Annotated in this window: 21 protein-coding genes; 18 read left to right on the forward strand and 3 right to left on the reverse strand. The window is 73.2% G+C overall.

Annotation, left to right across the window (positions count from 1 at the left end; genetic code table 11):
- Nucleotides 1-200: 200 nt before the first annotated feature.
- From BDZ31_RS04515 to BDZ31_RS04570, 12 genes are read left to right on the forward strand one after another with little or no spacing between them, the layout of a single operon-like run.
- Nucleotides 201-2,228 carry a hydantoinase/oxoprolinase family protein gene (locus BDZ31_RS04515; protein WP_183339405.1) on the forward strand — a complete coding sequence of 676 codons (2,028 nt, stop codon included), beginning with the start codon at nucleotides 201-203 and terminating at the stop codon, nucleotides 2,226-2,228.
- Nucleotides 2,228-3,859, forward strand: coding sequence for a hydantoinase B/oxoprolinase family protein (locus tag BDZ31_RS04520; protein ID WP_183339407.1), 1,632 nt, complete (start codon nucleotides 2,228-2,230; stop codon nucleotides 3,857-3,859). Before BDZ31_RS04515 ends, BDZ31_RS04520 begins: the two co-directional genes overlap by 1 nt.
- Nucleotides 3,860-3,874: 15 nt before the next feature.
- Complete coding sequence (locus BDZ31_RS04525; RefSeq protein WP_183339409.1) at nucleotides 3,875-5,527, forward strand: ABC transporter substrate-binding protein; 1,653 nt, start codon at nucleotides 3,875-3,877, stop codon at nucleotides 5,525-5,527.
- A 37-nt stretch (nucleotides 5,528-5,564) separates the two neighbouring features.
- Complete coding sequence (locus BDZ31_RS04530; protein ID WP_183339411.1) at nucleotides 5,565-6,593, forward strand: ABC transporter permease; 1,029 nt, start codon at nucleotides 5,565-5,567, stop codon at nucleotides 6,591-6,593.
- Nucleotides 6,590-7,510, forward strand: a complete 921-nt coding sequence (locus BDZ31_RS04535; RefSeq protein WP_183339413.1) for an ABC transporter permease — start codon at nucleotides 6,590-6,592, stop codon at nucleotides 7,508-7,510. Before BDZ31_RS04530 ends, BDZ31_RS04535 begins: the two co-directional genes overlap by 4 nt.
- On the forward strand, nucleotides 7,500-8,495 hold the full coding sequence (locus BDZ31_RS04540; protein ID WP_183339415.1) for an ABC transporter ATP-binding protein: 996 nt from the start codon (nucleotides 7,500-7,502) through the stop codon (nucleotides 8,493-8,495). Before BDZ31_RS04535 ends, BDZ31_RS04540 begins: the two co-directional genes overlap by 11 nt.
- Nucleotides 8,480-9,496, forward strand: a complete 1,017-nt coding sequence (locus BDZ31_RS04545; protein WP_183339417.1) for an ABC transporter ATP-binding protein — start codon at nucleotides 8,480-8,482, stop codon at nucleotides 9,494-9,496. Before BDZ31_RS04540 ends, BDZ31_RS04545 begins: the two co-directional genes overlap by 16 nt.
- 34 nt (nucleotides 9,497-9,530) lie before the next feature.
- A complete protein-coding gene (locus BDZ31_RS04550) occupies nucleotides 9,531-10,259 on the forward strand; it encodes an aspartate/glutamate racemase family protein (protein WP_183339419.1) in 729 nt (242 codons plus the stop codon).
- On the forward strand, nucleotides 10,256-11,347 hold the full coding sequence (locus BDZ31_RS04555) for a M24 family metallopeptidase (protein WP_183339421.1): 1,092 nt from the start codon (nucleotides 10,256-10,258) through the stop codon (nucleotides 11,345-11,347). The genes BDZ31_RS04550 and BDZ31_RS04555 overlap by 4 nt, the downstream gene beginning before the upstream one ends.
- Nucleotides 11,344-12,660 carry a Rid family hydrolase gene (locus BDZ31_RS25810; RefSeq protein ID WP_183339423.1) on the forward strand — a complete coding sequence of 439 codons (1,317 nt, stop codon included), beginning with the start codon at nucleotides 11,344-11,346 and terminating at the stop codon, nucleotides 12,658-12,660. The genes BDZ31_RS04555 and BDZ31_RS25810 overlap by 4 nt, the downstream gene beginning before the upstream one ends.
- Complete coding sequence (locus BDZ31_RS04565; protein WP_183339425.1) at nucleotides 12,657-13,508, forward strand: SDR family NAD(P)-dependent oxidoreductase; 852 nt, start codon at nucleotides 12,657-12,659, stop codon at nucleotides 13,506-13,508. Before BDZ31_RS25810 ends, BDZ31_RS04565 begins: the two co-directional genes overlap by 4 nt.
- A gap of 60 nt (nucleotides 13,509-13,568) precedes the next feature.
- Nucleotides 13,569-14,333, forward strand: a complete 765-nt coding sequence (locus tag BDZ31_RS04570) for an SDR family NAD(P)-dependent oxidoreductase (protein ID WP_183339427.1) — start codon at nucleotides 13,569-13,571, stop codon at nucleotides 14,331-14,333.
- Nucleotides 14,334-14,436: 103 nt separating this feature from the next.
- Here the strand turns inward: BDZ31_RS04570 and BDZ31_RS04575 are convergent, their stop codons facing one another.
- A complete protein-coding gene (locus BDZ31_RS04575; RefSeq protein ID WP_183339429.1) occupies nucleotides 14,437-15,399 on the reverse strand; it encodes a dihydrodipicolinate synthase family protein in 963 nt (320 codons plus the stop codon).
- 58 nt (nucleotides 15,400-15,457) lie between these two features.
- Between BDZ31_RS04575 and BDZ31_RS04580 the strand changes: the two genes are divergently transcribed.
- From BDZ31_RS04580 to BDZ31_RS04600, 5 genes are all read left to right on the forward strand, one after another.
- Nucleotides 15,458-16,618 (forward strand): FAD-dependent oxidoreductase, encoded by a 1,161-nt coding sequence (locus BDZ31_RS04580; protein WP_183339431.1) that lies wholly within the window; start codon nucleotides 15,458-15,460, stop codon nucleotides 16,616-16,618.
- 405 nt (nucleotides 16,619-17,023) lie between these two features.
- Complete coding sequence (locus BDZ31_RS04585) at nucleotides 17,024-17,893, forward strand: substrate-binding periplasmic protein (RefSeq protein ID WP_183339433.1); 870 nt, start codon at nucleotides 17,024-17,026, stop codon at nucleotides 17,891-17,893.
- Complete coding sequence (locus BDZ31_RS04590; protein WP_343075519.1) at nucleotides 17,893-18,678, forward strand: amino acid ABC transporter ATP-binding protein; 786 nt, start codon at nucleotides 17,893-17,895, stop codon at nucleotides 18,676-18,678. The genes BDZ31_RS04585 and BDZ31_RS04590 overlap by 1 nt, the downstream gene beginning before the upstream one ends.
- Nucleotides 18,679-18,685: 7 nt before the next feature.
- A complete protein-coding gene (locus tag BDZ31_RS04595) occupies nucleotides 18,686-19,357 on the forward strand; it encodes an amino acid ABC transporter permease (protein ID WP_183339435.1) in 672 nt (223 codons plus the stop codon).
- Complete coding sequence (locus BDZ31_RS04600) at nucleotides 19,354-20,109, forward strand: amino acid ABC transporter permease (RefSeq protein WP_183339437.1); 756 nt, start codon at nucleotides 19,354-19,356, stop codon at nucleotides 20,107-20,109. The genes BDZ31_RS04595 and BDZ31_RS04600 overlap by 4 nt, the downstream gene beginning before the upstream one ends.
- 50 nt (nucleotides 20,110-20,159) lie before the next feature.
- Here the strand turns inward: BDZ31_RS04600 and BDZ31_RS04605 are convergent, their stop codons facing one another.
- Together BDZ31_RS04605 and BDZ31_RS04610 are read right to left on the reverse strand one after the other, a co-directional pair.
- Complete coding sequence (locus BDZ31_RS04605) at nucleotides 20,160-21,086, reverse strand: type IV toxin-antitoxin system AbiEi family antitoxin domain-containing protein (protein WP_183339439.1); 927 nt, start codon at nucleotides 21,084-21,086, stop codon at nucleotides 20,160-20,162.
- Between the two features lie 47 nt (nucleotides 21,087-21,133).
- On the reverse strand, nucleotides 21,134-22,876 hold the full coding sequence (locus tag BDZ31_RS04610) for a 2Fe-2S iron-sulfur cluster-binding protein (RefSeq protein ID WP_183339441.1): 1,743 nt from the start codon (nucleotides 22,874-22,876) through the stop codon (nucleotides 21,134-21,136).
- Nucleotides 22,877-23,028: 152 nt separating this feature from the next.
- Here BDZ31_RS04610 and BDZ31_RS04615 point away from each other — a divergent pair, with 152 nt between their 5' ends.
- Nucleotides 23,029-23,862 (forward strand): IclR family transcriptional regulator domain-containing protein, encoded by an 834-nt coding sequence (locus tag BDZ31_RS04615; protein WP_183339443.1) that lies wholly within the window; start codon nucleotides 23,029-23,031, stop codon nucleotides 23,860-23,862.
- The last annotated feature ends 31 nt before the right edge of the window (nucleotides 23,863-23,893 follow it).

Consider the following 23,893-nt stretch of genomic DNA (forward strand, 5'->3'; position numbering starts at 1 on the left):
GATGGTGCGTTGAGCGCACAAATGTGCGTCATCATCAGCGACGGGCGCGAGCGAAACCCCGTGCCGACTGGCAAATCGTAGCGGCAACCGGCCCGACCAATTGTGCGCATTGCGATTGCTCGGGCGATATGCGAACATCGCCCTCACGGTCGCCACGCCCATCCGGCGATCGCTGCAAGCAACTGAGAGGGAGCAGTGGAGTGGCGTATCGCGTAGCGATCGACATCGGTGGCACGTTCACGGATCTCGTTCTGGAGGACGTCTCCGCGGGCCGGCTGAGCACGGCGAAGGTGCTCTCGACCCCGGGCCATCTGGTCGACGGTGTCGTCGCGGCCGTGCGCGCGAGCGAGGTCCCCGCCGCCGAGATCGAGCTGTTCGTCCACGGTACGACGGCCGGTCTGAACGCGCTCCTCGAGCGCCGCGGCGCCAAGGTCGCGCTCGTCACGACGCGCGGCTTCCGCGACGTCTATCCGATCGGCCGCGGCAACCGCCCGCAGATGTACGACCTCCACTACGTCAAGCCGGAGGCGCTCGTCGACCGCGCGATGATCTTCGAGGTCGACGAGCGGATCGCCGCCGACGGCAGAGAGCTCGAGCCGGTCGACCTCGCCTCGGTCGACCGCACCGCGGAGGCGATCGCGGCCGGCGGCTTCGACGCCGTCGCCGTCTCGCTGCTGCACGGCTACGCCGACGGCGCCCACGAGCAGCAGGTCGCCGACCGCCTCGCGGAGAAGCTCGGGCTGCCGGTCGTCACCAGCCACGTCGTCGCCCCCGAGTGGCGCGAGTACGAGCGCACCTCGACGACGGTGATGTCGGCGTACATCACGCCGATCATGCGCAGATACCTCGACGAGCTGACGAGAGCGCTCGCCGCCGAGGGCCTCCAGGTCCCCGTCTACATCACCGAGTCCAACGGCGGCATGATGAGCGCCGCCGTCGCCGACGACAAGGCGATCCTGACGCTCTTCTCCGGCCCCGTCGGCGGCGTCGTCGGAACGCGCGCCGCCGGCGCCGCGCTCGGCCTCGAGGACTTGATCACGATCGACATGGGCGGCACGTCGTTCGACGTCAGCCTCGTGCGCGGCGGCGAGGCCGGCGTGATGTCGGAGTTCGAGCTGCAGGGCCTGCCGGTGCTCGCCCCGGCCGTCGAGGTCCACACGATCGGCGCCGGCGGCGGCAGCCTCATCCGCGAGGTCGGCGGCGCGCTGCGCGTCGGCCCCGAGTCGGCCGGCGCCCGTCCCGGCCCGGCCTCCTACGGCAACGGCGGCGCCGAGCCGACGATCACCGACGCCAACGTCGCGCTCGGGCGGCTCCCCTCCGGCCAGCGCCTCGCCGGCTCGATGGAGCTCGACCGCGACGCCGCGATCGCCGCGCTGGAGCAGGTCGGCGCGAGATTCGGCATCGGCGCGACCGAGCTGGCCGAGCAGGCGCTCGAGATCGCCCACTTCGCGATGGCCGAGGCGATCCGCGAGCTGACGATCGAGCGCGGCCTCGACCCGCGCGACTTCGTGCTCTGCGCCTTCGGCGGCGCCGGCGGCCTGCACGCGACCGCGCTCGCCGAGGAGCTGGAGATCAGACGGGTGCTCGTGCCCGCGATGCCCGGTGCCTTCTCCGCGTGGGGAATGCTCCAGGGCGATGTCCGCCACGACGCCGTCCAGACCTTCTACCGCTCGCTCGAGCGCGCCCCGGCCGACCTCCCCGGCGCCGCCGCCGAGCTGGAGCAGCGCGTCGCGGGCCTGCTCGCCGCCGACGGCGTCGACGGCCGCCCGGTCCGCTTCGAGGTCGCGGGCGACCTGCGCTACCTCGGTCAGGAGTACACGCTGACGCTGCCGCTCGCCGAGCACGAGGTCGCCGACCTGGCGGCCCACTCCGACGCGCTCGTCGCGCGCTTCCACGCCGCGTACCACGAGCGCTACGGCCACGCGAGCGCCGACCAGCCGGTCGAGTTCGTCGCGATCCGGATCGCCGCGATCGCCGAGCTGGAGCGCTCCGCGAACGGCGACGGCGGCGGCGCCGCCCCCGCCGCCGCCGACGGCTCGCCGCTCGGCAGCTCGACCTACCTTCAGGACGGCGCCGAGCTGGAGGCGGCCCTGTGGCCGCGCGCCGCGATCGCCGGCCCGGTGCAGGGCCCGGCGATCGTGCTGGAGCAGACCTGCACCACGGTCGTCGGCCCCGGCTGGACCGCACGACCCGTCGCCGACGGCCACCTGCTGCTGGAGAAGGACTGATGTCGACGCAAACGATCCCCACCCCCGCGACGGTCGAGGTCGTCCGTCACGCCTTCATGTCGGGCGCCGAGCAGATGCGCCGCAACCTCTGCCGCTCGGCCTACAGCCCGGTCATCTACGAGATGAAGGACTGCTCGGTCGGCCTCTACGACGTCCGCGGCGACCTGCTCGGCCAGGCGCCCGGCCTGCCGTTCTTCCTCGGCAGCCTCGCCGGCACGATCAAGCTCGCGATCGAGCAGGTCGGCCTCGACGCCTTCTCCGACGGCGACGTCTGGGTCGTCAACGACTCGGCGATCTGCGGCAGCCATCTCAACGACGTGACGCTGTTCGCGCCGGTCTTCGTCGACGGCGAGCTGCGCGGCTTCACCGCCTCGAAGGCGCACTGGAACGACATCGGCGCCAAGGAGGCCGGCTACGTGTCGGACTCCGTCGACATCTTCCAGGAGGGCCTGCGGATCCCGCCGATGCGGATCATCCACGCCGGCGAGAGCGACCGGCGGCTGATCGACATGATCGCGCTCAACTCGCGCTATCCGACGGAGCTGGTCGGCGACATGATGGCCCAGGTGACCGCCTGCCGCACCGGCGTCGAGCGCTTCCGCTCGATCGTCGCGCGCTACGGCTGGGAGCAGGTCGAGGCCGCGACCGAGCGCTTCTTCGCGCAGGCCGAGGCCGAGGACCGCGCTGCCGTCGCCTCGATCCCCGACGGCACCTACCGCGCCGAGGGCGCGCTCGACAACGACGGCATCAACGCCGACCCGGTCCCGGTCGTCGTCACGGTGACGATCGACGGCGACCGCATGATCGTCGACCTCGAGGGCTCCTCGCCCGAGAACGAGGGCTCGGTCAACAGCGGCATCGTCCAGACCCACTCGGCGATCCAGCAGGCGTTCAAGTTCGTCGTCAACCCGGACGCGCCGGTCTGCGGCGGCAACTTCCGCAACCTCGAGATCGTCGTGCCGAAGGGCAGCTGCTTCGACCCCTCGCCGACGGCCGCCTGCCTCCACTACGGCCCGCACCTGATGCTCGCGATGGACCTGCTCGTGCGCGCGCTCAGCGAGGCGATCCCGGAGCGCACCGCCGCCGGCCACGTCGGCGACTCCTGGAACATCACCTTCGTCAACGAGCGCGGCCACGCGCCGTTCCTCTGCGGCGAGTCGCTGATCGGCGGCTGGGGCGCCCACCCCGGCGGCGACGGCGAGAGCGCGCTGGTGCACTCGGCCGCCGGCGACTTCAAGAACTTCCCCGTCGAGATCATCGAGCAGCGGTACCCGCTGCGCCTGCGCGAGTTCTCGCTGCGCGAGGGCTCCGGCGGGGCCGGCGCCCATCGCGGCGGCCTCGGCACGGTGCGCGTCTACGAGACGACCGACGCCTGCCGTCTCAGCCTCTGGTTCGAGCGCCACGACACACCGTCGTGGGGCCTGGCCGGCGGCGGCGACGGCGCGCCGCCCGAAGTCTGGGTGACGCGTCCGGGCGGCGAGCGGGAGCTGGTGCTCAAGTGCAATGCGCTGGCCGTCGAGGCCGGCACGGTGATCGAGGTGCTCACCGGCGGAGGCGGCGGCTGGGGCGACCCGGCGCAGCGCTCCGCGCAGTCCGTGGCCGAAGACCGTCGACTCGGCCTGATCAGCTAGCAGGAGCAGAGGTACGTGTTCAGCAGACCCACCCTTCCCGGCGCCGGGCGCCTGCGCGCAGTGTGCGCCGCGCTCGTCGCAGTGGCGCTCGCGGCGCTGCTCGCCGCCTGCGGCGGCAGCGACAGCGACTCGAGCAGCGGCGGCGGCAGCGCCGGCGGCTCCTCGGGCGACACGTCGACGCTGACGATCGGCGTCGCCGGCGATCCCGAGACGCTCGATCCCGAGTTCGGCCAGGCGCAGCGCGCGAACGAGACGCTCAAGAACATCTACGCGCAGTGGACGCGCTACGAGACGGCCGACGCCGGCGACGGCGACCTCAGAGCCGACCTCTCCAAGCCGCCGGTCGGCGAGGCGCTCGAGTCCTACAGAATCAGCAGAGACGGCAGAACGGTCACGCTGACCGCCCGCGAGGGCTTCAGACTGCCGTCGAGCGGCCAGCTGACCGCCGACGACATGCTCTACAAGACGAGCCGTCTGCTCGGCCTCAACGCGGCCTCGGTCTTCGATCTGAACATCCTTGGCGTCACGAGACCCGAGCAGATCAGAAAGGTCGACGACCGCACGATCGAGCTGTCGCTGCCCCAGCCGTCGCCGATCGTCGGCGCGATGCTGCGCGATCAGGACGCCGGTCTCGTCGACACCGAGCTGGTCAGAAGAAACGCCACGGGCGGCGACGAGTGGGCGAGAGCGTTCGTCGGCAGAACGGGCGCGCCGACCGGCGCCTACCTGATCGAGGACTACCAGCCGGGCAACCAGCTGGTCCTGAGAGCGAACCCGGACTACCCCGAGGCGCCGTTCTTCGAGCGGGTCGTCCTGAAGGTGATCCCGTCGGCCGACGAGCGCGCCCAGCTGCTGCGCAACGGCACGATCGACATCGCCGCCGACCTCACCTCCGACGGCATCACCCGTCTCGCCGACGCCGACGGCGTCCGCGTCGTCTCCGTGCCGGGCCTCCAGCAGACCCAGCTCGGCTTCGTCAGCGACAAGGCGCCGTTCGACGACGCGCGCGTCCGCCAGGCGATCGCCGCCGCGATCCCGTACGACTCGCTCAGGGACAACGTCCTCGGCGGCGAGTCGAGCGCCCCGGGCGTCTGGCCGACCCAGTCGGTCTGGTACGACGACTCGATCCCGAGCCCGTACGCGACCGACGTCGAGAAGGCGAGAAGCCTGCTCGCTGAGGCCGGCGTCGACAACCTCACTTTCGACGTCGAGATCAGCGACGCCGACGCCGACGCCGAGGCGCTCGCGATCCCGGTCCAGACCGCGCTCGCCGACATCGGCGTGACGATGAACATCAGAAAGCTCAACGCCGCGCAGTTCCAGGAGAACCTGGGCAGAAGAAGCGCGCAGGCGTGGATCCGCTCCGGCATGGGGCCGTACGTCGACGACCCGTACTACATGGCCTTCCTCACGTGGATGACCAGATCGGTCGTCAACTGGTACGGCTACTCCAACCCGGTCGTCGACAGAGCCGGCGCGGAGCTGGCGAGAACGCTCGACGAGGGCAAGCGCAGAGAGCTCGCCTCGACGATCCAGAGAGAGCTCGCCAACGACGTCCCGATGATCTCGCTCGGCGAGCCGAACTTCCGGCTGCCGGTCCGCGAGGACATCAGAGGCGTCCTCTGGGAGCCGGACGGCCTGCTCACCTACCGCCTGCTGAGACGGTAGGCGCCGGCCCGCAGCGACCGACTGGAGCGATGCTCGGATGAGAAGCTCGTCCTTCTGGCTCGTCTACCTGGGGCGCCGCGTCGCGGCGGCGCTCCTGGCGCTGTTCGGCGTCGCGCTGCTCGTCTTCGTCGTCACGCGCCTGCTCGGCGATCCGGTCAACCTGATCCTGGGAGCGCGCGCGACGCCGGAGCAGATCGCGGCGTTGAGAAGAGAGCTGGGCTACGACAAGCCGATCGTCGAGCAGTTCCTCACCTACATCGGGAACCTGCTCCAGGGCGACCTCGGCGTCTCGCGCTACACGCAGTTGCCGGTCACCGAGGAGCTCGCCAACCGGCTCCCCGCGACGTTGGAGCTGGCACTGGCGGGCCTCTTCCTCGGCCTGCTGTGGACCGTCCCGCTCGGCGTGATCGCGGCGACCCGCCCCGGCGGGTGGGTCGACCGCGTCAGCCAGGCGATCGTCGAGTTCGGGGTCGCGATCCCGAGCTTCTTCTGCGGCCTGCTGCTGGTGCTGCTGTTCACCTACCTGCTCGGCATCACGCCGCCGCCGGTCGGACGGCTCGACATCGGCACGGCCGCGCCGGCGAGAGTGACCGGCCTCTTGACGGTCGACTCGCTGCTGGCGGGCGACCTGAGAGCGTTCGGCAGCTCGCTGAAGTACCTCGCGCTCCCTGCGATCACGCTGGCGCTGACCTCCTGCCCGCCGATCCTGCAGCTGACGCGCAACACGATGATCGGAGCGCTGCGCTCCAACTACGTGCGCGGCGCGCGCAGCTTCGGCCTGCCGGAGCGGACGGTGCGCTGGTACGCGCTGAAGAACTCGCTCGTCCCCGTCTTCACGATGACGGCGATGACCTTCGGCTTCCTGATCGGCGGCACCGTGCTCGTCGAGACGGTCTTCTCGTGGCCGGGCATCGGCCTCTACGCCGTCCAGAGCATGCAGCGCTTCGACTACGAGCCGGTGCTCGGCGTCGTGCTGCTGGCGTCGGCGATCTACATCCTCGTCTACCTGATCGCCGATCTCGTCTCGATGGCGATCGACCCGCGCGTGCGAGAGGGGGCGTCATGAGCGTCGGAAGGCTCGAGGGCGCCGGCCAGGGGCCGGAAATCGCCCTCCACACCGCCGACGACCTCGGCCCGGAGCCCCGTCCCCAGGGGCCGCGGCGCGGGCTGCGCGCCCGCGCCGGCCGCGCCGGCTTCTTCCTCACCGGCTGGTGGGCGCTGCTGCTGCTGTTCGGCCTGGTCGCGATCTTCGCGCCGCTGATCGCGCCGTTCGACCCGGTCCGCGCCGACCTGACAGCGAGACTGCTGCCGCCGTCGGGAACCCATCTGTTCGGCACCGACCAGAACGGCATGGACGTCTTCTCGCGCGTGCTGTGGGCGACGCGCACCGACTTCACGATCGCCTTCGTCGGCGTCGCGATCTCGCTCGCGGTCGGCGTCCCGCTCGGCGCCGCCAGCGGATATCTCGGCGGCTGGCTCGACGAGGGCCTCAACCGCTTCGCGGAGATCATCCAGTCGATCCCGCTGTTCCTCTTCGCGCTGATGGTCTTCGCCGCGATGGGCAACAACCGCACGGTCCTGATCGGCATCGTCGGCTTCGTCAACGCGCCGATCTTCTTCAAGCTCACTCGCGCGGTCGTGCTGCCGATGAAGTCGCTCGACTACATCGCGGCCGCGACCTGCGCGGGGCTGCGCGCGCCCGCGATCATCGTGCGGCACGTGCTGCCCAACGCGCTCGGGCCGGTCGCCTCCCAGCTGTCGATCTCCTGCGCCTACGCGCTGCAGATCGTCGCCGGGCTCAGCTTCCTCGGCCTCGGCGTCCCGGTCCCCGAGCCGGAGTGGGGGTCGATGATCCAGCAGGGCGCGGGCCGCATCGTCGACGGGGACTGGTGGATCTCGGTCTTCCCCGGCTTCGCGGTGCTGCTCGCGGTGATGGCGTTCGGCGGCATCGGCCGCCAGCTTGCGAGGGCGTATGACCACTGAGACGACGCCGCGGGAGCGGCGCACCGCGCTGCGCGGGCTCCCCGGCGAGCCGCTGCTGGAGGTCGCCGGCCTGGAGGTCGCGACCGCCGCCGGCGTGAAGCTGCTGCACGGGATGGAGCTGGCGGTGCCGGCGGGCGCGCGCGTCGGCATCGTCGGCGAGAGCGGCTCGGGCAAGTCGATGACCGCCGCCGCGGTCCTCGGGCTGCTGCCCGACGGCGTGCGCGCGACCGCCGGCAGCGTCCGCCTGCGCGACCGCGAGCTGTCGGGCCTGCCCGAGCGCGAGCTGCGCGCGATCCGCGGCCGCGAGATCTCGATCGTCTACCAGAACGCGGTCACCTCGCTGAACCCGCTGATGCCGGTCGGCGAGCAGATCGCGCGCGTCTGCCGGACCCACACCGGCGTCTCGAAGGAGGCGGCCCGCGAGCGGACGGTCGAGCTGCTCGACCGGCTCGGGATCGCCGACGCGAGATCGCGCGCCAACGACTACCCGCACCACTTCAGCGGCGGCATGGCGCAGCGCGTCGCGATCGCGATGGCGCTGATCTGCGACCCGGCGCTGCTGATCGCCGACGAGCCGACGACCGGCCTCGACGCGACGATCCAGGCGCAGGTGCTCGACGTGATCGACGGCTCGGTGCGCGAGCGCGAGGCGGCGCTGCTGCTGATCTCGCACGACCTCGGCGTGATCCGCGCGATGTGCGACCACGTCGCGGTCGTCTACGCCGGCGAGCTGCTCGAGTTCGGCGCCACCGAGGAGGTGCTCGGCAACCCGTTGAGCCCCTACACCGCCGGGCTCGTCCGCTGCCTGGAGCCGGCCGACGGCGAGATCGCCTACATCCCGGGCCGCATCCCCGCGCCCGGCACGCCGCGCAGGGGCTGCGTCTTCGCGCCCCGCTGCGAGCAGGCGACCGACAGCTGCCGCACCCGCCAACCCGAGCTCTCAGAGCTCCGACCCCACCACTGGGCCTCATGCCACCATCAGTGACCTCGGAGACGACCGCCGCGCCGGTCCTCGAGCTGCGCGAGCTGCGCAAGACGTTCGCGCCGCGCGGCCTGCTGGCGCGCCGCAGAGGCGTCGCGGTCCCGGCCGTCGACGGCATCGACCTGCGGCTCGAGCAGGGCAGCACGACCGCGCTCGTCGGCGAGAGCGGCTCGGGCAAGTCGACGCTGGCGCGGCTGATCCTCCATCTGCACAAGGCCGACTCGGGCGAGATCCTGTTCGGCGGCGAGCAGGTCCAGGGCCTCTCCGAGCGCGACTTCCGCCGCTTCCGCGCGGACGTCCAGATGGTCTTCCAGAACCCGCTCACCTCGTTCGACCCGATGCACACGATCGGCTCCTCGATCAAGGAGACGATGCGGCTGCGCCCGCCCGCGGGCGACCCCGACGCGCGCGTCCGCGAGCTGCTGGAGGAGGCCGGCCTGTCGGCCCGCTTCGCCGACCTGCGGCCGCGAGACGTCAGCGGCGGCGAGCTGCAGCGCGCCGGCATCGCCCGCGCGCTGTCGGTGACGCCGAAGCTGGTCGTGATGGACGAGCCGACCTCGGCGCTCGACATGTCGATCCAGGGCCAGGTGCTGGAGCTGCTCGCGCGCCTGCAGCGCGACCACGACCTCACCTACCTGATCGTCACCCACGACCTGCGCACCGTGCGGATGGTCGCCGAGCGCGTCGTCGTGATGTACCTCGGCCAGGTCGTCGAGGAGGGCCCGACGCACGAGGTCTTCGACGATCCCCGCCATCCGTACACGCGTGGGCTGCTGTACGCCCACGACCTCGCCGACCGCGACGCCGAGCGCGACGCGAACGTCCGCATCCGCGGCTCGCTGCGCTACCCGACCGCGGACGAGAGGGGCTGCCGGCTCGTCGGCCGCTGCCCGCTGGCGGTCGACCGCTGCAGGGAGCCGCAGCCGCTCGCGGAGACCGGGCCCGATCGCCGCGCCCGCTGCTGGCGCGGCGCGCAGGGGCCGCTTGACACGGCCGGCGCCTGAGGCCGCCGGCGACGCACGACCAACAAGGAGCAGGATGCGGATCCGATACGTCAATCCGGTCGGGAGCGACGCGATCGACGCGTACTTCGCGCGCCAGCTGGCCGGCGCCGGCGGAGCCGACGCCGAGATCGAGGTCGTCCACGCGCAGGCCGGCGCCGACTCCGACAGCCCCTTCCTGCCGCCGGCGACCGCCTCCCACGGGGCGATCCTCGAGGCGCTGGCGAAGGCGCAGGCCGACGGCTGCGACGCGGCCGTGATCGGCTGCAGCGGCGATCCGACGCTGCTGGAGGCGCGCCGCGCCTTCGAGATCCCCGTCACCGCTCCGCTCGACAGCGCGCTCCATCTCGCCGCGCAGCTCCATCAGCGGGTCGCGATCCTCGTCGCCGACGGCTTCGAGGCGGCGATCCTCTTCAAGGATCTCGCCCGCCTCTACGGCCTCGACCACCTCGTCGCCGAGGTCCACACGATCCCGATGGACTACCCGGAGACGCACGGCGGCGCCGACCACGAGGCCGAGACGATGGCCGTGATCGAGCGCCACCGCGAGGTGCTGAGCGGACGGGCGCTCGAGCTGGCGCGCGGCTCGGTGGAGCGCGGCGCCGGCGTCGTCTACGCCGGCTGCACCTTCTGGACCGGCGAGATGCTCGACCCGTTCCGCGCGGCGCTCGGCGTGCCGGTGCTCGACCCCGGTCGCGGCGCCGTCGCGATGGCCGCGGCCGCCGTCCGCGCGAAGGCCGGCATCCCGGCGGGGGCGGCGGCATGAGCGCGCTGCGGACGCGCTACGAGCGGGCGCGCAGACTGGCCGAGGCCGCCGGGCTCGACGGCCTCTACGTGACCGCCGGCGCCAACTTCACGTGGCTGACGGAGGAGAACGCCCATCCCGGCGGCTGGCCGCTGTGGGCGTCGGTGCTGATCGTGCCGGTCGACGGCGACCCGGCGCTGGTCGTCAGCAAGATGCACGCCGACATCTTCGACCTCGAGCGGATCCCGGTCGACCACGTCTTCCAGTACGTCGACGGCGAGGACCCGGCGCCGGCGCTGCGCGCCGCGCTCGCCTCCGCCGGCGTGTCGGCCGGGCAGCTGGGGGCCGACGACGCGCTCTGGCTCGGCGACGCCGACCTGCTGGCGCAGGTCGCGCCCGAGGTGCGGCTGCGCCGCAGCTCGGCCGTCTTCGACCGCCTGCGCGCGGTCAAGGACGCCGCCGAGGTCGAGCATCTGCGCAAGGCGTGCGCCGCCCACGACGCCGGCTACCGGCGCGCCTTCGAGGTGATCCGGCCGGGAGTGACGGTCGCGGAGGCCGGCGCCGAGGTCGTGCGCGCGATGCTGGCGGCCGGCTCCGGCGAGCTGGCGCTGTCGGGCGTCTTCCATCACCTCAGCGACCGTCCCTTCGCGGCCGGCGAGGTCGTCGACCTCGACCTCTTCCCCGGCTCGCACGGCGGCTACCACGCCGACACGGCCCGCAACCTCTTCCTCGGCGAGCCCTCCGCCGAGGCGCGCAGACTGTACGCGGCGACCCACGCCGCCTACGACGCCGCGATGGCGGCGGTCCGCCCGGGCGTCCCGGCGCAGGAGATCCACCGGGTCGCCGCGGCGACGATGGAGGCGGCCGGCTACAGACAGGTGTGGAAGATCGGCCACGGCGTCGGCCTCGCGCCGATCCACGAGCCGCCGCTGCTGCAGGTCGGCAACGACGAGCCGCTGGAGGAGGGGATGGTCTTCACGATCGATCCCGGCGCCTTCCTCGCCCGCGACACCCCGATCCACATCGAGGACACCGTGCTGGTGACCGCCGACGGCGCGGAGGCGCTCAACCGCTTCCCGCTCGACCTGGAGTCGCTGATCGTCGCGTGAGCGGGCGGGTCGTCAGCGGCCTCGTCGACGGCGCCGACGTCTACAGCTCCCGGCTCGCGGCCGCGGCCGGCTACGCCTTCCTCGGCGGGCCGGCCCGCGGGCCCGACGGCCGGCTCGCAGCAGAGGCGGCGGTCGCCCATCCCTACCGCCGCTCGCCGACCGCGCACGCGCGGGCGCAGGCGCAGGCGCTGCTCGACGGCGGCGCCGCGCTGCTGGCGCCGCTCGGCGCCGGCCTCGACGACCTCGTCCAGCTGGAGCAGTACGTCGCCACCGGCGCCCACGCCTACGGCTACCTGACGACGCTGCGCGGACCGCGCGGGATCGCGACCCGGCGGCCGGCGAGCGCGCTCGCCGCGAGCGGGCCGATGGCGCCGCCGGAGGCGGTCGTCAACGCGCTGCTGATCGCCGCGCTGCCGCAGGGCGGCCGCGCGAAGGAGATCGTCGTCCCCTTCAGGGGCGACGCCGCCGCGCACCTCCCCGACCCCACGATGCGCGAGGCGCCGTACGCCGAGGTCGTCGGCGCCGGTCCGTACCTGTTCACGCTCGGCGACGTCGCCTTCGAGCTCGGCGCCGGCGTCCACCCCGACGTGCGCCAGCCCGACTGGACCTGGTTCGGCAGCGAGATCGCGGCCGAGGCCGAGCACAACCTCGCGCTCCTCTCCGAGCGCCTGGAGGCGGCCGGGAGCGACCTCGCCCACGTCGTCCACGCGACCGTGATGGTCGCCGACACCGCCGACCTGCGCGAGCTCGACGACGTCTGGGAGCGGGCCTTCCCGCAGGCGCCGCCGGCGCGCACCGTCGTGCCGGTGACCGGGCTCGCGTCGCCGCGCCGGGCCGGCGCGCGCGGCCATGGCGAGAACGCCGTCCGCTACATGACGATGTGCCGCGCGGTGCGCCGCGACGCCGGCCCCGCGACCGTCGTGCCCGACGGCTCCGGCGTGCTCGGCGCCGCCTCCGGCGCCGTCTCCGCCGCCGGCCTGCTGTGGGTCTCCGGGCAGTGCGCGGCCGACCCCGACGGCCTCCCGGCGGGCTCCGGCGCGACCGCGCAGGCGGCGGTCGCCTTCGAGCGCGTGCGCGCGCTCTGCGAGGCCGGCGGCACGTCGCTCGGCGAGCTGCTCGTGCTGCGCGCCTTCGCCGCCGACCGGGAGGCGATCGACGCCGTCCACGCGCTCGTGCGCGAGGCCTTCCCGGCCGACCCGCCGGTCGTGATCGCGCTGCCCGTCGCCGGGCCGCCGGCGATCGACGGGGTCCGTGTCACGCTCGACGCGATCGCGCACGTCCCCACCGCCGCCCCGACCGAGGTCCAGCCATGACCGCCCCAGCTCCCCTCCCGCTCCTGCACGGCCGCGTCGCGCTCGTCACCGGCGGCGCCAACGGCCTCGGCGCGACGATCGCGCGGACGCTCGCCGCGGCCGGCGCCCGCGGCGTCGCGCTCGACCGCGACGTCGCCGGCGCGACGCCGCCCGACGGCTGGGTCGCCCACGCCGCCGACGTCACCGACGAGCAGGCGCTGCGCGCCGCCGTCGCCGCCTGCGTCGAGCGCTTCGGCCGCCTCGACGTCGTCGTCGCCAACGCCGGCGTCGTGCCGCCGTGGCGCGAGACCGCCGCGATCGAAGCGGACGAGTGGGACCGCGTCAGCGCCGTCAACGTCCGCGGCGTCGCGACCACGATCGCCGCCGCCGTCCCCGCCCTCAAGGCCGCCGCCGCGGCCCCGCCCGCCGCCGCCGCGCCGGGGCCGCCCGCCGCGCAGGGGCTCGCCGCCGCGGCCCCGCCGGCCGCCCGCGCGACCGCCTCCGTGATCGCGCTCGCGTCGATCAACGCGCGCAAGGCCCATCCGCGGCAGGCGCTCTACAGCGCCACCAAGCACGCGGTCGTCGGGATCGTCCGCGCGACCGCGCTCGACCTCGGCCGCGACGGCATCCGCGTCAACGCCGTCGCGCCCGGCGCGATCGCGACCGACGCGCTGCTCGACCGCATGGCGAGACGCGCCGCGGCCGGCGGCCTCGCCGCCGACGAGGCGCTCGCCGCGGCGGCGGGCGAGACCGCGCTCGGCCGCATCGCGACCGCCGAGGAGGTCGCCGACGCCGTCCTCTTCCTCGCCAGCGACCTGGCGTCCGGCATCACCGGCCAGGTGCTCGCCGTCGACGCCGGCGTCCCCTGATCCGCGCCCGCGCCCCGCGGCGCGGGCGCCGCACCACCAGCAACTGAAGGAGCATCCGACATGCACGATCTCAGCGGCAGGACGATCCTGCTGACCGGCGCCTCGAAGGGCATCGGCGCCGCGACCGCGGAGGCGCTCGGCGCTGCCGGCGCCCACGTCGTCGCCCACTACGGCGGCGACCGCGCCGGCGCGGAGGCGGCGACCGCGGCGATCCCGGCCGACCGCAAGCTGCTCGTCCAGGCCGACCTCGCCGACCTCGGCGCCGTCCGCGGCCTGTGGCGCGAGGCGGTCGCCTGGCGCGGCCGCGTCGACGTGCTCGTCAACAACGCGGCCGTGATGCTCGACTCCCCGCTCGCGGCCGACGACGACCAGTGGGACGCGGCGTGGGCGCGCTCGCTCGACGTCAACGTGAAGGGCCCGGCGTCGCTGCTGCGCGACGCGACCCGCCACCACCTCGAGCGCGGCGGCGGCGTGATCGTGACGATCTCCAGCTGGGCCGCGCAGCGCGGCGCCGGCAACCCCGACCTGACCGCCTACTCGGCGTCGAAGGCGGCGATCAAGGCCGCGACGCAGACGATCGCGCGCGCCCACGCCGTCGACGGCGTGCTCGCATACGTCGTCGCGCCGGGCATCGTGCGGACGCAGATGTCGGAGGTCTCGGCGCAGCGGACCGGCGGCGAGGAGGCGCTGACCGCCAGCCTCGCGATGAAGGAGTGGGTCCCGCCGTCGGACCTCGCCGACCTCGTCTGCTACCTCGCGACCGGCCGCTGCCGGCATCTGACGGGTGCGACGCTCGACGTCAACGGCGCCTCCTACGTCCGCTGATCGCAGCGCGCGGCGCGCTGGCGCTCCGCTGTCGCGCGGCGACGGCGGAGCGCCGGTGCTCCGCCCGGGCGCGCCGCCGCGGCGCGTCCGGGCGGTCGGCCGCTCAGGCGGCGGCCGACGCGGGGGAGACGGGGGCGGCGGCCTCGAACTTCGCCGTCAGCTCCTCCATCTCGACGATCACGGCGCGCAGCTCGGCGACCTTCGCCTCGCCCTCGGCGCCGAGCGATCTGAACGACTTCAGCGGCGGGCGGACGTCGCCGACCGGGTAGCCGGCCGCGGCCGCGAGCGCCTTCGAGTAGCACTGGTAGCCGTAGAGCGGATGGCCGTCCTGGAGGATGAAGTCGATCTTGTCGAGCAGCACCTCGATCTGCTTGGCCTCCTCGACGCGGCCGGCGTCGATCAGGTCGCAGATCACGCGCGAGGGGCGCGGCGTGTAGTTGCCGAACGGGTTGACGTAGCCGACGGCGCCGAGCAGGTAGGACTCGACGATCCGCTCGCCGGCGAAGACGTTCATGACGCCGTCGGTCGCCTCGATCACGTCGTAGACGCGCGCGACGTCGGTGCTCGCCTCCTTGATGTAGCGGATCTGCTCGTGGTCCCGCGTCAGCTGCGCGACGAATCTCGCCGACATGTCGACGTTGGTCGTGTGCGGGTTGTTGTAGAGCATGATCGGCACGTCGACCGCGTCGCAGATCGCGGCGTAGTAGCCGGCCATCTCGTCCTCGGTCGGGGTGATGTAGTACGGCGGCGAGATCATCAGGCCGTCGGCGCCGAGGGCGACCGCCTCGCGGCTGTAGCGGACCGCGTTGGGCGTGTGCATGTTGGCGGTGCCGACCAGCACCGGCACGCGGCCGGCGACGTGTCTCACGGCCGTCTCGACGAGCGCCGTGCGCTCCTCGTCGCTGACCGACAGGAACTCGCCCGACGTGCCGAGGACGACGATGCCGGGGACGCCCTCAGCGAGGTTCCAGTCGATCAGGCGCTTCATCGCGTCCAGATCGACGTTGGCGCCGTCCTCGGTGAACGGCGTGATCGTGACGGTGTAGCTCCCACGAAACTCCGACATGGTCTCCTCTGCGAACGAATGTGCGAACAGCGAACATCACGTACGATACGCCCTCACCGTGGTCAGCGCACCTCCACAGACAACTGAGGTCCTCGTCGTCGGCGGCGGGATCACCGGCGCTGCGACCGCGTACCGGCTCGCGCAGGCCGGCGTCGAGACCGTCCTGATCGACCGCTTCGACCTCGGCACGCAGGCCTCCGGCGCCAACGCCGGCTCGATGCACGGCCAGATCCAGTTCTCGCCCTTCCGCGACAACGGCGAGGTCTGGGCGCGCAGATGGGCGCCGTCGCTGGAGCTGCTGGACGCCTCCGTCGAGATCTGGAAGGGGCTGAACGACGAGCTCGGCGTCGACGTCGAGCTGAGACTGGGCGGCGGGCTGCTGGTCGCCTCCGACGAGAGGCAGCTGCGGATGATCGAGCGCAAGGTGGCGCTCGAGAACGCCCACGGCGTCGCCTCGCAGCTGCTCTCGCGCGACGACCTGCGGCGGGTCGCCCCGTACGTCGCCGACGAGATGGTCGGCGGCGAGCTCTGCCCGATCGAGGGCAAGGCCAACCCGCTGCTGGCGACGCCGGCCTTCGCGGCCGCCGCGCTGCGCGCCGGCGCCCGGATCGAGCGCCACTGCGAGGTGCAGGCGATCGAGCGCACGCGCGACGGCTTCGAGCTGAGCACGACGCGTGGCCGCTTCCGCGCGCCGAGACTGGTCCTCTGCGCCGGCGCCGACACCGCGCCGCTCGGCCGCATGCTCGGCGTCGAGTTGCCGATCGAGGGCCATCCGATGCAGGTCAACGTGACCGAGGTCGTGACGCCGCTCGTCCCCCACCTCGTCTACTTCGCGGGCGACAGACTGACGCTCAAGCAGGCGGGGATCGGCTCGCTGCTGATCGGCGGCGGCTGGCCGGCGACCGTCCACCCCCGCACCGGCCGTCCGGCCGTCGACCTCGACGGCGTCCGCCGCAACCTCGCCGTCGCGCGACGGGTGGTGCCGGCGGTCGGCCGCGCGCGGCTGCTGCGGACGTGGGTCGGCGTCAACAACGGCGTGCCCGACGAGATGCCGATCATCGCCGCGCTCGACGACGTCGCCCCGGGGCTGGTCGTCGGGACCTTCCCGTACCTTGGCTTCTCCGCCGGCCCGGTGATGGGCGAGATCCTCGCCGCGCTCGCGCGCGGCGTCGAGGTCCCGTTCGACCTCGCCCCGTTCCACCCGTCGCGCTTCGGCTGACGGCGCCACCGCGCCGCGTTCGCACCGCGTCCGGCAGGTGCGCATGGCGCACGGAAGGGTCTCTCCGGCGACCGCCCGGACGCGCAGATCTCGTCGCACCGTGTTTTTGATCGGCAAGGTGTGCGCATTTCGCGTCATTTGTGCGACAGGCAGATGGCGTGGGAGCGCGCCAGGCCCCTGCTATCCAGGAAGGAGCGCACTCGGTCGTGCGCATTGCGCCCTCTCGCGCGATATGCGAACATTCGCCTGGCTGACACCGCTTCGCCGTCCGTCATGGCGATCGCAATCCCCCCACGAACGTCTCGCCGCACCCCACAGCGGCGGGGCTGAACGGAAGCAGGAGAGACAGTGGATCACCACGAGAGTGCTCCAAGAGCAGAGGCAACGCAGGCCACCCGCCGCCGGATGCTGCTCGCTGGCGCCGGCGTGCTCGCGGCCGGCGCCGTCACCGGCTGCGGCCTGACCAAGAGCGAGGACAGCTCCGCCAGCTCCGGCGCCGCCGCCGCCGGCGAGAGCGCGCTCGCACGCATCAAGAAGGACAAGAAGGTCCGCTTCGGCGTCGACCTCTCGTTCGCGCCGCTGCAGTACCGCGACCCGAGATCGAAGGAGCCGACCGGCTACTCGATCGAGGTCTCCAAGCTGCTCGCGGCCGCGCTCGGCGCCGAGGCCGAGTGGGTCGAGGTGCCGTTCCAGGAGCTGATCTCGGCGCAGAAGGCCGGTCGCTTCGACATGGTCGGCATCCCGGTCGTCAACACCGCCGAGCGCGCGCTCGAGGTCGCCTTCGCCGCCGCTCCCGCCTTCCTCGAGGGCACCTACCTGTTCCAGCGCAGAGGGCTCGGCCTCTCCAGAATCGAGCAGCTCAACGACGGCAGCAAGACGATCGCGCTGCTCGCCGGCTCGGCCCAGGTCAACACCGCCAAGCTGCTGTTCCCGAAGGCGAAGCGCAAGGAGCTGCCCGACGACGTCGCCGCGACCGCCGACGTCTCGACCGGCCGCTCGGACGCGCTGTTCGTCGGCGACTACGCGATCGGCGACGCCCGCCGCAAGGGCCTCGAGCTGATCCAGCCGAGACCGGTCGCGACCGCCTGGAACACGTACTTCCTGCCGCAGGGCGACATCATCCTGCAGCAGTTCGTCACGACCTTCCTGCAGCAGAAGGCCAGCGACCTGACGCTCGCCAACCTGTGGCAGCAGTTCGTCGCCTCGGACATCGAGAGATACGGCGTCCAGTCGGCGCCCGTGAAGGACCCCTACCTGGCTGCCGCCTACGCCTGATGAGCGCTTCGACCTCGTCCCTGCTGGAGCTCCGGCAGGTGACCAAGCAGTTCGGTGAGACGACCGTCCTCCATCCGACGGACCTCCAGGTGGAGAGGGGCGAGGTCGTCTGCGTCATCGGGCCGAGCGGCTCCGGCAAGTCGACGCTGCTGCGCTGCGTCAACTTCATCGCCCCGCCGACCACCGGCACGATCGTCTTCGACGGCGAGGAGTACCGCCCGCCGAAGGACCATCGCTGGATCCCGGCGCTCGGCATACCGGAGGAGCAGCGCCTCACGAGACTCCGCACGCAGGTCGGCATGGTCTTCCAGCAGTTCAACGTCTTCCCGCACCTGACCGTGCGGGAGAACGTGGCGCTCGGCCTGCGCAAGACCTGCGGGCTCGGCAAGAAGGCGGCCGACGCGCGCGCCGTCGAGGAGCTGGGGAAGGTCGGCATGGCCGAGAAGGCCGCCGCCTACCCCGAGCAGCTCTCCGGCGGTCAGAAGCAGCGCGTCGCGATCGCCCGCGCGCTGGCGCTGGAGCCGAAGCTGATGCTGTTCGACGAGGCGACCTCGGCGCTCGACCCGGAGCTGGTCGGCGGCGTGCTGCAAATCATGCGCGACCTCGCGGCCGGCGGCATGACGATGATGGTCGTCACCCACGAGATGCGCTTCGCGATGGACGTCGCCGACCGCGTCATCTTCATGGACAGAGGCGGGATCGTCGAGCAGGGGACGCCCGAGCAGTTCAAGTCGCCGCAGCACGAGCGCACGCGGGCCTTCCTGAAGTCGATCAACCACGGGTGAGCGCGCGATGGTGTTCGCCTTCGACACGACCGTCATCTCGGACCATTCGAGCGAGCTGCTCGACGGGCTCCTGCTGACGGTCGAGGTCGCCGCGCTCGGCTTCGCGATCGCCGCGCTGCTGGGCCTGCCGCTCGCGCTCGCCGGGCGGTCGCAGTCGCCGCTGCTGCGCGTGCCGGCGACCCTGTGGGTCGGGCTGGCGCGCGGCGTGCCGCTGCTGATCGTGATCTTCTGGCTCTACTACGCCGCGGCGCAGGAGGGCCTCTTCAGCCTCACCGCCTTCCTCGCCGGCGCGCTGTCGCTCGGCCTGACCGGCTCGGGCTACATGTCCGAGATCTACCGCACCGCCTTCTCGGCGGTGCCGTCCGGGCAGCGTGAGGGCGCGGCCGCGATCGGCCTGTCGCGCTGGCAGACCTTCCGGCTGGTGATCTTCCCGCAGGCGCTGCGGACCGCGATCCCGCCCGGCATGAACGTCTTCGTGATGCTGCTGAAGGGCGCGACGCTGCTGTCGGTGATCGGCCTCGCCGACATGTTCTACACCGCCAAGCTGGTCGCGGTGAACGAGTTCAAGCCGTTCGAGCTGTACACGGCCGCGGCCGTGCTCGTGATCGCCGTCACGCTCGTCGCCGCGCTCGCGGCCGGCGTCGCCGAGCGGCGCATGTCGAAGGGGGTGCGTCGATGACGACGACCGTGTTCGCGGCCCTCGACTTCGGGCCGGTCTGGGAGATGCGCAGCGAGCTGCTGAGCGGCATCGGGACGATGGCGCTCGTCTCCGTCGTCTCGTTCGCGATCGCGATCGTCGGCGGCCTCGTGCTCGCCGGGATGCGGCAGTCGAGATCGCTCCCGATCAGCTGGGCCGGCTTCGTGCTGATCCAGGTGCTGCGCGGCATCGCGCTGTACGTGCTGCTGCTGTGGCTGTTCTTCGGCCTCGCGGCGCAGGGCGGCTTCCAGTTCGAGCCGATCCCGGCCGGCATCTTCGCGCTGGCGCTGCTCAACAGCGCCTACCTGGCGGAGATCTTCCGCGCCGGCTACGAGGCGGTCCCGCCCGGGCAGAAGGAGGCGGCGCTGGCCTGCGGCCTGCCGAAGCGGACGTGGTTCGGCAAGATCCACCTGCCGCAGGTCACGCAGATCACGCTGCCGGCGATGGGCAACGTCTTCGTCGACATCATCAAGGACACCTCGATCCTGTCGGCGATCGGCGTCGCGGAGCTGCTGCGCGAGAGCCAGCGGTGGGCGCAGTTCTACGAGCTGCCGTTCGAGTTCTACACCGCCGCCGCTGCGATCTACATCGCGATCGTCACGCTCGTCACGTTCGGCTGGCGCCGCCTCGAGCGCCGCTTCAGCCGCCACCTCCACACCGCCCCGCGCGTCCGACGCTCCCGCGGCCTGCTGTTCGGGATCGGCGGCAGACCGTCGACCACCACCGCCTCCTGAGCTGAGCCCCCGCGCGCGTGGCCTTCGGGCCGGCGCGGGGGCGGCGCCGGTCACCGCTCGCCGTGCGCCAGCGCCGCGCCGATCGCGGCCGCGACCCGCGCGGGCCGCTCCGTGACGTCGGCGTGCGTGAAGCGCAGCACGCGCCAGCCGCGCAGCTGGAGCGCGTTCGCCTTCTCGCGGTCGCGCTGGAAGGCGCGGCGGCCGCGGTGGAACGCCCAGCCGTCGCACTCGACGGCAAGCCCCGCCGCGCGCCAGACGGCGTCGACCTCGACCCCCTCGATCGACGCGTTCAGCTCCGGCGCCGGCAGGCCGTGGTCGCGCACCACGGCGAGGAGCGCGATCTCCAGCTCGCTTCGCGTCAGCGTCGCGCCGGTGCGGGCGTAGTCGGCGATCGCCGCGCGCAGCCGCGCATGGCCTGCACCGGGGCGATGCGCGACCCGCTCCATCGCGGCGCGCAGCTCCCGCGCGTCGAGCCCACGCACCCGCTCCGCCTCCCCGAGCGCGTGCGCCAGCCGGTCGCGCGTGAGCACGTCGGCGAGGTCGACCAGCGTCCGCGCCACGGTCGTCACCGGGATCCCGGCGACGGCGGCGGCGTCGGCCGGCGTCACCCTCCTGCGCTCGTACACGCGCAGCGCCCCGCTCGCCGCAGCCGCTCGAGTCGGCGACGTGACCTCGATCCGCCCTCCCGGCGCCCACCACCGTCCGATGCCGTGGAGACGAGCCGCGTCGCGGTGGCTCAGCACGGCTCCTCGTCCGCTCGCGAGCACGGCCGCGAGCCAGAAGCCGTCCTGCGTCAGCCTGCGATGCCCGGCGGCATAGACGCCACGATGGAGTTGGACGAGCGTGCCGCGCCGCAGCCGCGTCTCGATCGCCCCGCGGTTGAGGCCCGCCGCAAGCAGCTGTCTCCGCGACATCACCCCATACTGATCGTGCGCCAGCGCCGCGACGACCGGATCGATGGCGCTTTGTACAGGCATGTCCTGTACAGAGCGCCAATGATCGCCGGGCTCGCCCCCGGCGGGGCTCAGCCGGCGGTGAGGTCTTCGATGCGGCGGGGCTTGAAGGGGGCGGAGGGGGCGAAGAGGTCGAGCTCCTCGGGCGGCCGGGCGGCGCGGCGGGCGCCGATCTCGGCGAGCAGGCCGCCGCAGTAGCGGCCCTGGCAGCCGCCCATGCCGGCCCGCGTGACGCGCTTCACCGCGCCGATGTGGCCCATGCCGGCGTCGAACGCCTCCTCCACGGCGCGCAGCGGGACGTTCTCGCAGCGGCAGACGGGCGTGTCGGGCGCGGCGAGCTGGTCGACCAGGCGGGGCGCCGCGTAGGCGGTCCAGAGCGCGTCCTGGAAGCGGCGCGCTCTCGCGTGCTCGCGCTCGGCCGACCGCTCGACGGCCGCCTGCGCCTCCGGCACGGTGCGGCCGAGGCTGCGGACGGCGTCGAGGCCGGCGAGCGTGCCGGCCGCCTGCGCGACGCGCGCTCCGCCGATCCCGCCGCCGTCGCCGACGACCCAGAGGCCGTCGACCGAGGTTCGACCCCGCGAGGAGCGCTCGACGACGAAGCCGCCCTCCTGCTTCGACCAGCGGTGGGTCGCGCCGAGCGAGCGGGCCAGCTCGTTGGAGGGGAGGAAGCCGAAGCCGACGCAGACGGCGTCGACCTCGTAGCTCTTCTCGCTGCCGGGGACGGCGCGGCCGTCGGCGTCGATCTTCGCGACCGTCGCCCGCTCCACCCGGCCGTCGCCCTCGGCGCGCACCAGCGCGCGGCCGTGGAGCACGGGCACCCGTCCGCGCGCGAGCGTCGCGCCGTAGCCGGCGCCCTGGACGATCAGGTCGGGGGCCGCGGCCGCCATCCGCGCCAGCGCCGGCGCACGGCGCGGGTCGGTCAGCCTGGCCAGCTCGGCGAGCGCGACGACCTTCGCGCCGCCGCGCACCAGCTCGGCGGCGACCTGCATGTTGAGCGGGCCGTTGCCGGAGACGAGCACGCGGGTGCCGGGGGCGACCTGGTACGCGCGCAGCAGCGTCTGCGCCGCGCCGGTCGTGATCACGCCGGGGAGCGTCCAGCCGGGCAGCGGCACGCCGCGCTCATAGGCGCCGGTCGCCGCGATCAGCGCGCGGGGACGGAGCGTCAGGTCGCCGTCGGGCGTGGTCGCCAGCAGCTCGTCGACGGCGGGCGCGCCCCAGATCTGGACGCCGGCGAGCAGCTCCACGCCGGCGGCGCGGGCGCGCGCGATCAGCCTGCGGCCCGAGCGGTACTGCGCGTCGAGGCGCCGCTCGTCGGAGACGAGCGCCTCCGGCGGCTGCTTGTAGTACTGCCCGCCGAGCTTGGCACGCTCGTCGGCGAGGACGACGTCGAGCCCGGCCTCCGCGGCGGCGACGGCGGCGGCGAGCCCGGCCGGTCCCCCGCCCACGACGAGCAGGTCGCAGACGCGCTCGCGGGCCGGCGCGGGGGCGCCGGCCGTCTCCTCGTCGCGCGCGGCGAGCGCCGCGAGGTCGGGGCGCGCCGGCTGGTGCGCGACGGCCATCCCGTCGCGGACCGGCGTCATGCAGGCGCGGAAGCCGGGCTCGCCGTCGACCTCGACGAGGCACTCCTGGCAGACGCCCATCCCGCAGAAGATCCCGCGCGTGTCGCCGTCGATCGTCTCGCGGCAAGAGAGCTCGCCGGCGGCGACGAGCGCGGAGGCGACGGTGTCGGTCGCGCGCGCCTCCAGCCGCCGGCCGGCGAAGGTGATCTGGATCGTCTCGGGGGCGGCTTCGAGGCCGGTGCTGCGAATTCGCACTTGTCAGTCGCTGACGGAGAGGGAACGGGTTAGGATGTGCGCATAGCGGTCAGTCCGTGCGGTCTACGAACGATTGTACATTCCGACCGACGTCACGACGCTTCAGGAGAGAGAGCCGATGTCCCAGTCCACCGCTACAGTTCCCCGCCACCGTGGCCGCTGAGCTCGTACCGGAAGGGGCAGACCGGGACTACGTCGCGTCGCTCGCGCGCGGCCTCAGCGTGATCCGGGCCTTCAGCCGCGCCCGCCCGAGCATGACGCTGAGCGAGGTCGCCGCCTCCGCCGACATGAACCGCGCCGCCGCGCGCCGCTTCCTGCTCACGCTGGTGCGGGAGGGGTATGCCGAGACCGACGGCAAGTACTTCCGGCTGCGCCCGAAGATCCTCGAGCTCGGCTTCTCGGCGCTCTCGTCGCTGACCTTCGCCGAGATCGCCGAGCCGCCGATGGAGGACCTCGCCGCCGAGCTCGGCGAGACCTGCCTCGCCGCGGTCCTCGACGGCGACGACTGCGTCTACATCGCGAAGGCGAGCGCGCCGCGCGTCGTCTCGGTCGACATAGACGTCGGCAGCTCCCTGCCGGCCTTCGCGATGTCGACCGGCCGCGTCCTGCTCGGCGCGCTCGGCGACGAGGAGCTCGACCGCTGGCTCGACGAGTTCCGTCCGGCCAAGTACACCGACCGCACCGTCACCTCCCGCGCCCGCCTCAAGCAGGATGTCGCGGAGGTGCGCGAGCAGGGCTGGTCGATCGTCGACCAGGAGTACGAGATCGGCTTCCGCTCGCTGTCGGTCCCGATCAAGGACCAGGGCGGCGCGATCGTCGCCGCGCTCAACATCTGCTGCCCGAGCCCGCGGGTCTCGCTCGAGCAGATGCGCAAGGAGTTCCTGCCGGCCGCGAGACGGACGGCCGAGGAGATCCAGCGCTCGCTGCCGGAGGAGTACCGCAGGCGCGCGAGCGACCTGCGCAAGCCGACGCGGCGCGTCCGCTAGCGCGGCGAGCCGAGCGCGCGGGCCGGCGCGG

Source organism: Conexibacter arvalis (assembly GCF_014199525.1).
GTDB classification, from domain to species: Bacteria; Actinomycetota; Thermoleophilia; order Solirubrobacterales; family Solirubrobacteraceae; genus Conexibacter; species Conexibacter arvalis.

What these genes read in the sequence shown, in the direction of transcription:
- BDZ31_RS04520 (WP_183339407.1), top strand. Translation starts at nt 2,228, where the DNA reads ATGTCGACGCAAACGATCCCCACCCCCGCGACGGTCGAGGTCGTCCGT.
- BDZ31_RS04530 (WP_183339411.1), top strand. Translation starts at nt 5,565, where the DNA reads ATGAGAAGCTCGTCCTTCTGGCTCGTCTACCTGGGGCGCCGCGTCGCG.
- BDZ31_RS04535 (WP_183339413.1), top strand. Translation starts at nt 6,590, where the DNA reads ATGAGCGTCGGAAGGCTCGAGGGCGCCGGCCAGGGGCCGGAAATCGCC.
- BDZ31_RS04540 (WP_183339415.1), top strand. Translation starts at nt 7,500, where the DNA reads ATGACCACTGAGACGACGCCGCGGGAGCGGCGCACCGCGCTGCGCGGG.
- BDZ31_RS04545 (WP_183339417.1), top strand. Translation starts at nt 8,480, where the DNA reads ATGCCACCATCAGTGACCTCGGAGACGACCGCCGCGCCGGTCCTCGAG.
- BDZ31_RS04550 (WP_183339419.1), top strand. Translation starts at nt 9,531, where the DNA reads ATGCGGATCCGATACGTCAATCCGGTCGGGAGCGACGCGATCGACGCG.
- BDZ31_RS04555 (WP_183339421.1), top strand. Translation starts at nt 10,256, where the DNA reads ATGAGCGCGCTGCGGACGCGCTACGAGCGGGCGCGCAGACTGGCCGAG.
- BDZ31_RS04565 (WP_183339425.1), top strand. Translation starts at nt 12,657, where the DNA reads ATGACCGCCCCAGCTCCCCTCCCGCTCCTGCACGGCCGCGTCGCGCTC.
- BDZ31_RS04570 (WP_183339427.1), top strand. Translation starts at nt 13,569, where the DNA reads ATGCACGATCTCAGCGGCAGGACGATCCTGCTGACCGGCGCCTCGAAG.
- BDZ31_RS04575 (WP_183339429.1), bottom strand. Translation starts at nt 15,399, where the DNA reads ATGTCGGAGTTTCGTGGGAGCTACACCGTCACGATCACGCCGTTCACC.
- BDZ31_RS04585 (WP_183339433.1), top strand. Translation starts at nt 17,024, where the DNA reads ATGCTGCTCGCTGGCGCCGGCGTGCTCGCGGCCGGCGCCGTCACCGGC.
- BDZ31_RS04590 (WP_343075519.1), top strand. Translation starts at nt 17,893, where the DNA reads ATGAGCGCTTCGACCTCGTCCCTGCTGGAGCTCCGGCAGGTGACCAAG.
- BDZ31_RS04595 (WP_183339435.1), top strand. Translation starts at nt 18,686, where the DNA reads ATGGTGTTCGCCTTCGACACGACCGTCATCTCGGACCATTCGAGCGAG.
- BDZ31_RS04600 (WP_183339437.1), top strand. Translation starts at nt 19,354, where the DNA reads ATGACGACGACCGTGTTCGCGGCCCTCGACTTCGGGCCGGTCTGGGAG.
- BDZ31_RS04605 (WP_183339439.1), bottom strand. Translation starts at nt 21,086, where the DNA reads ATGCCTGTACAAAGCGCCATCGATCCGGTCGTCGCGGCGCTGGCGCAC.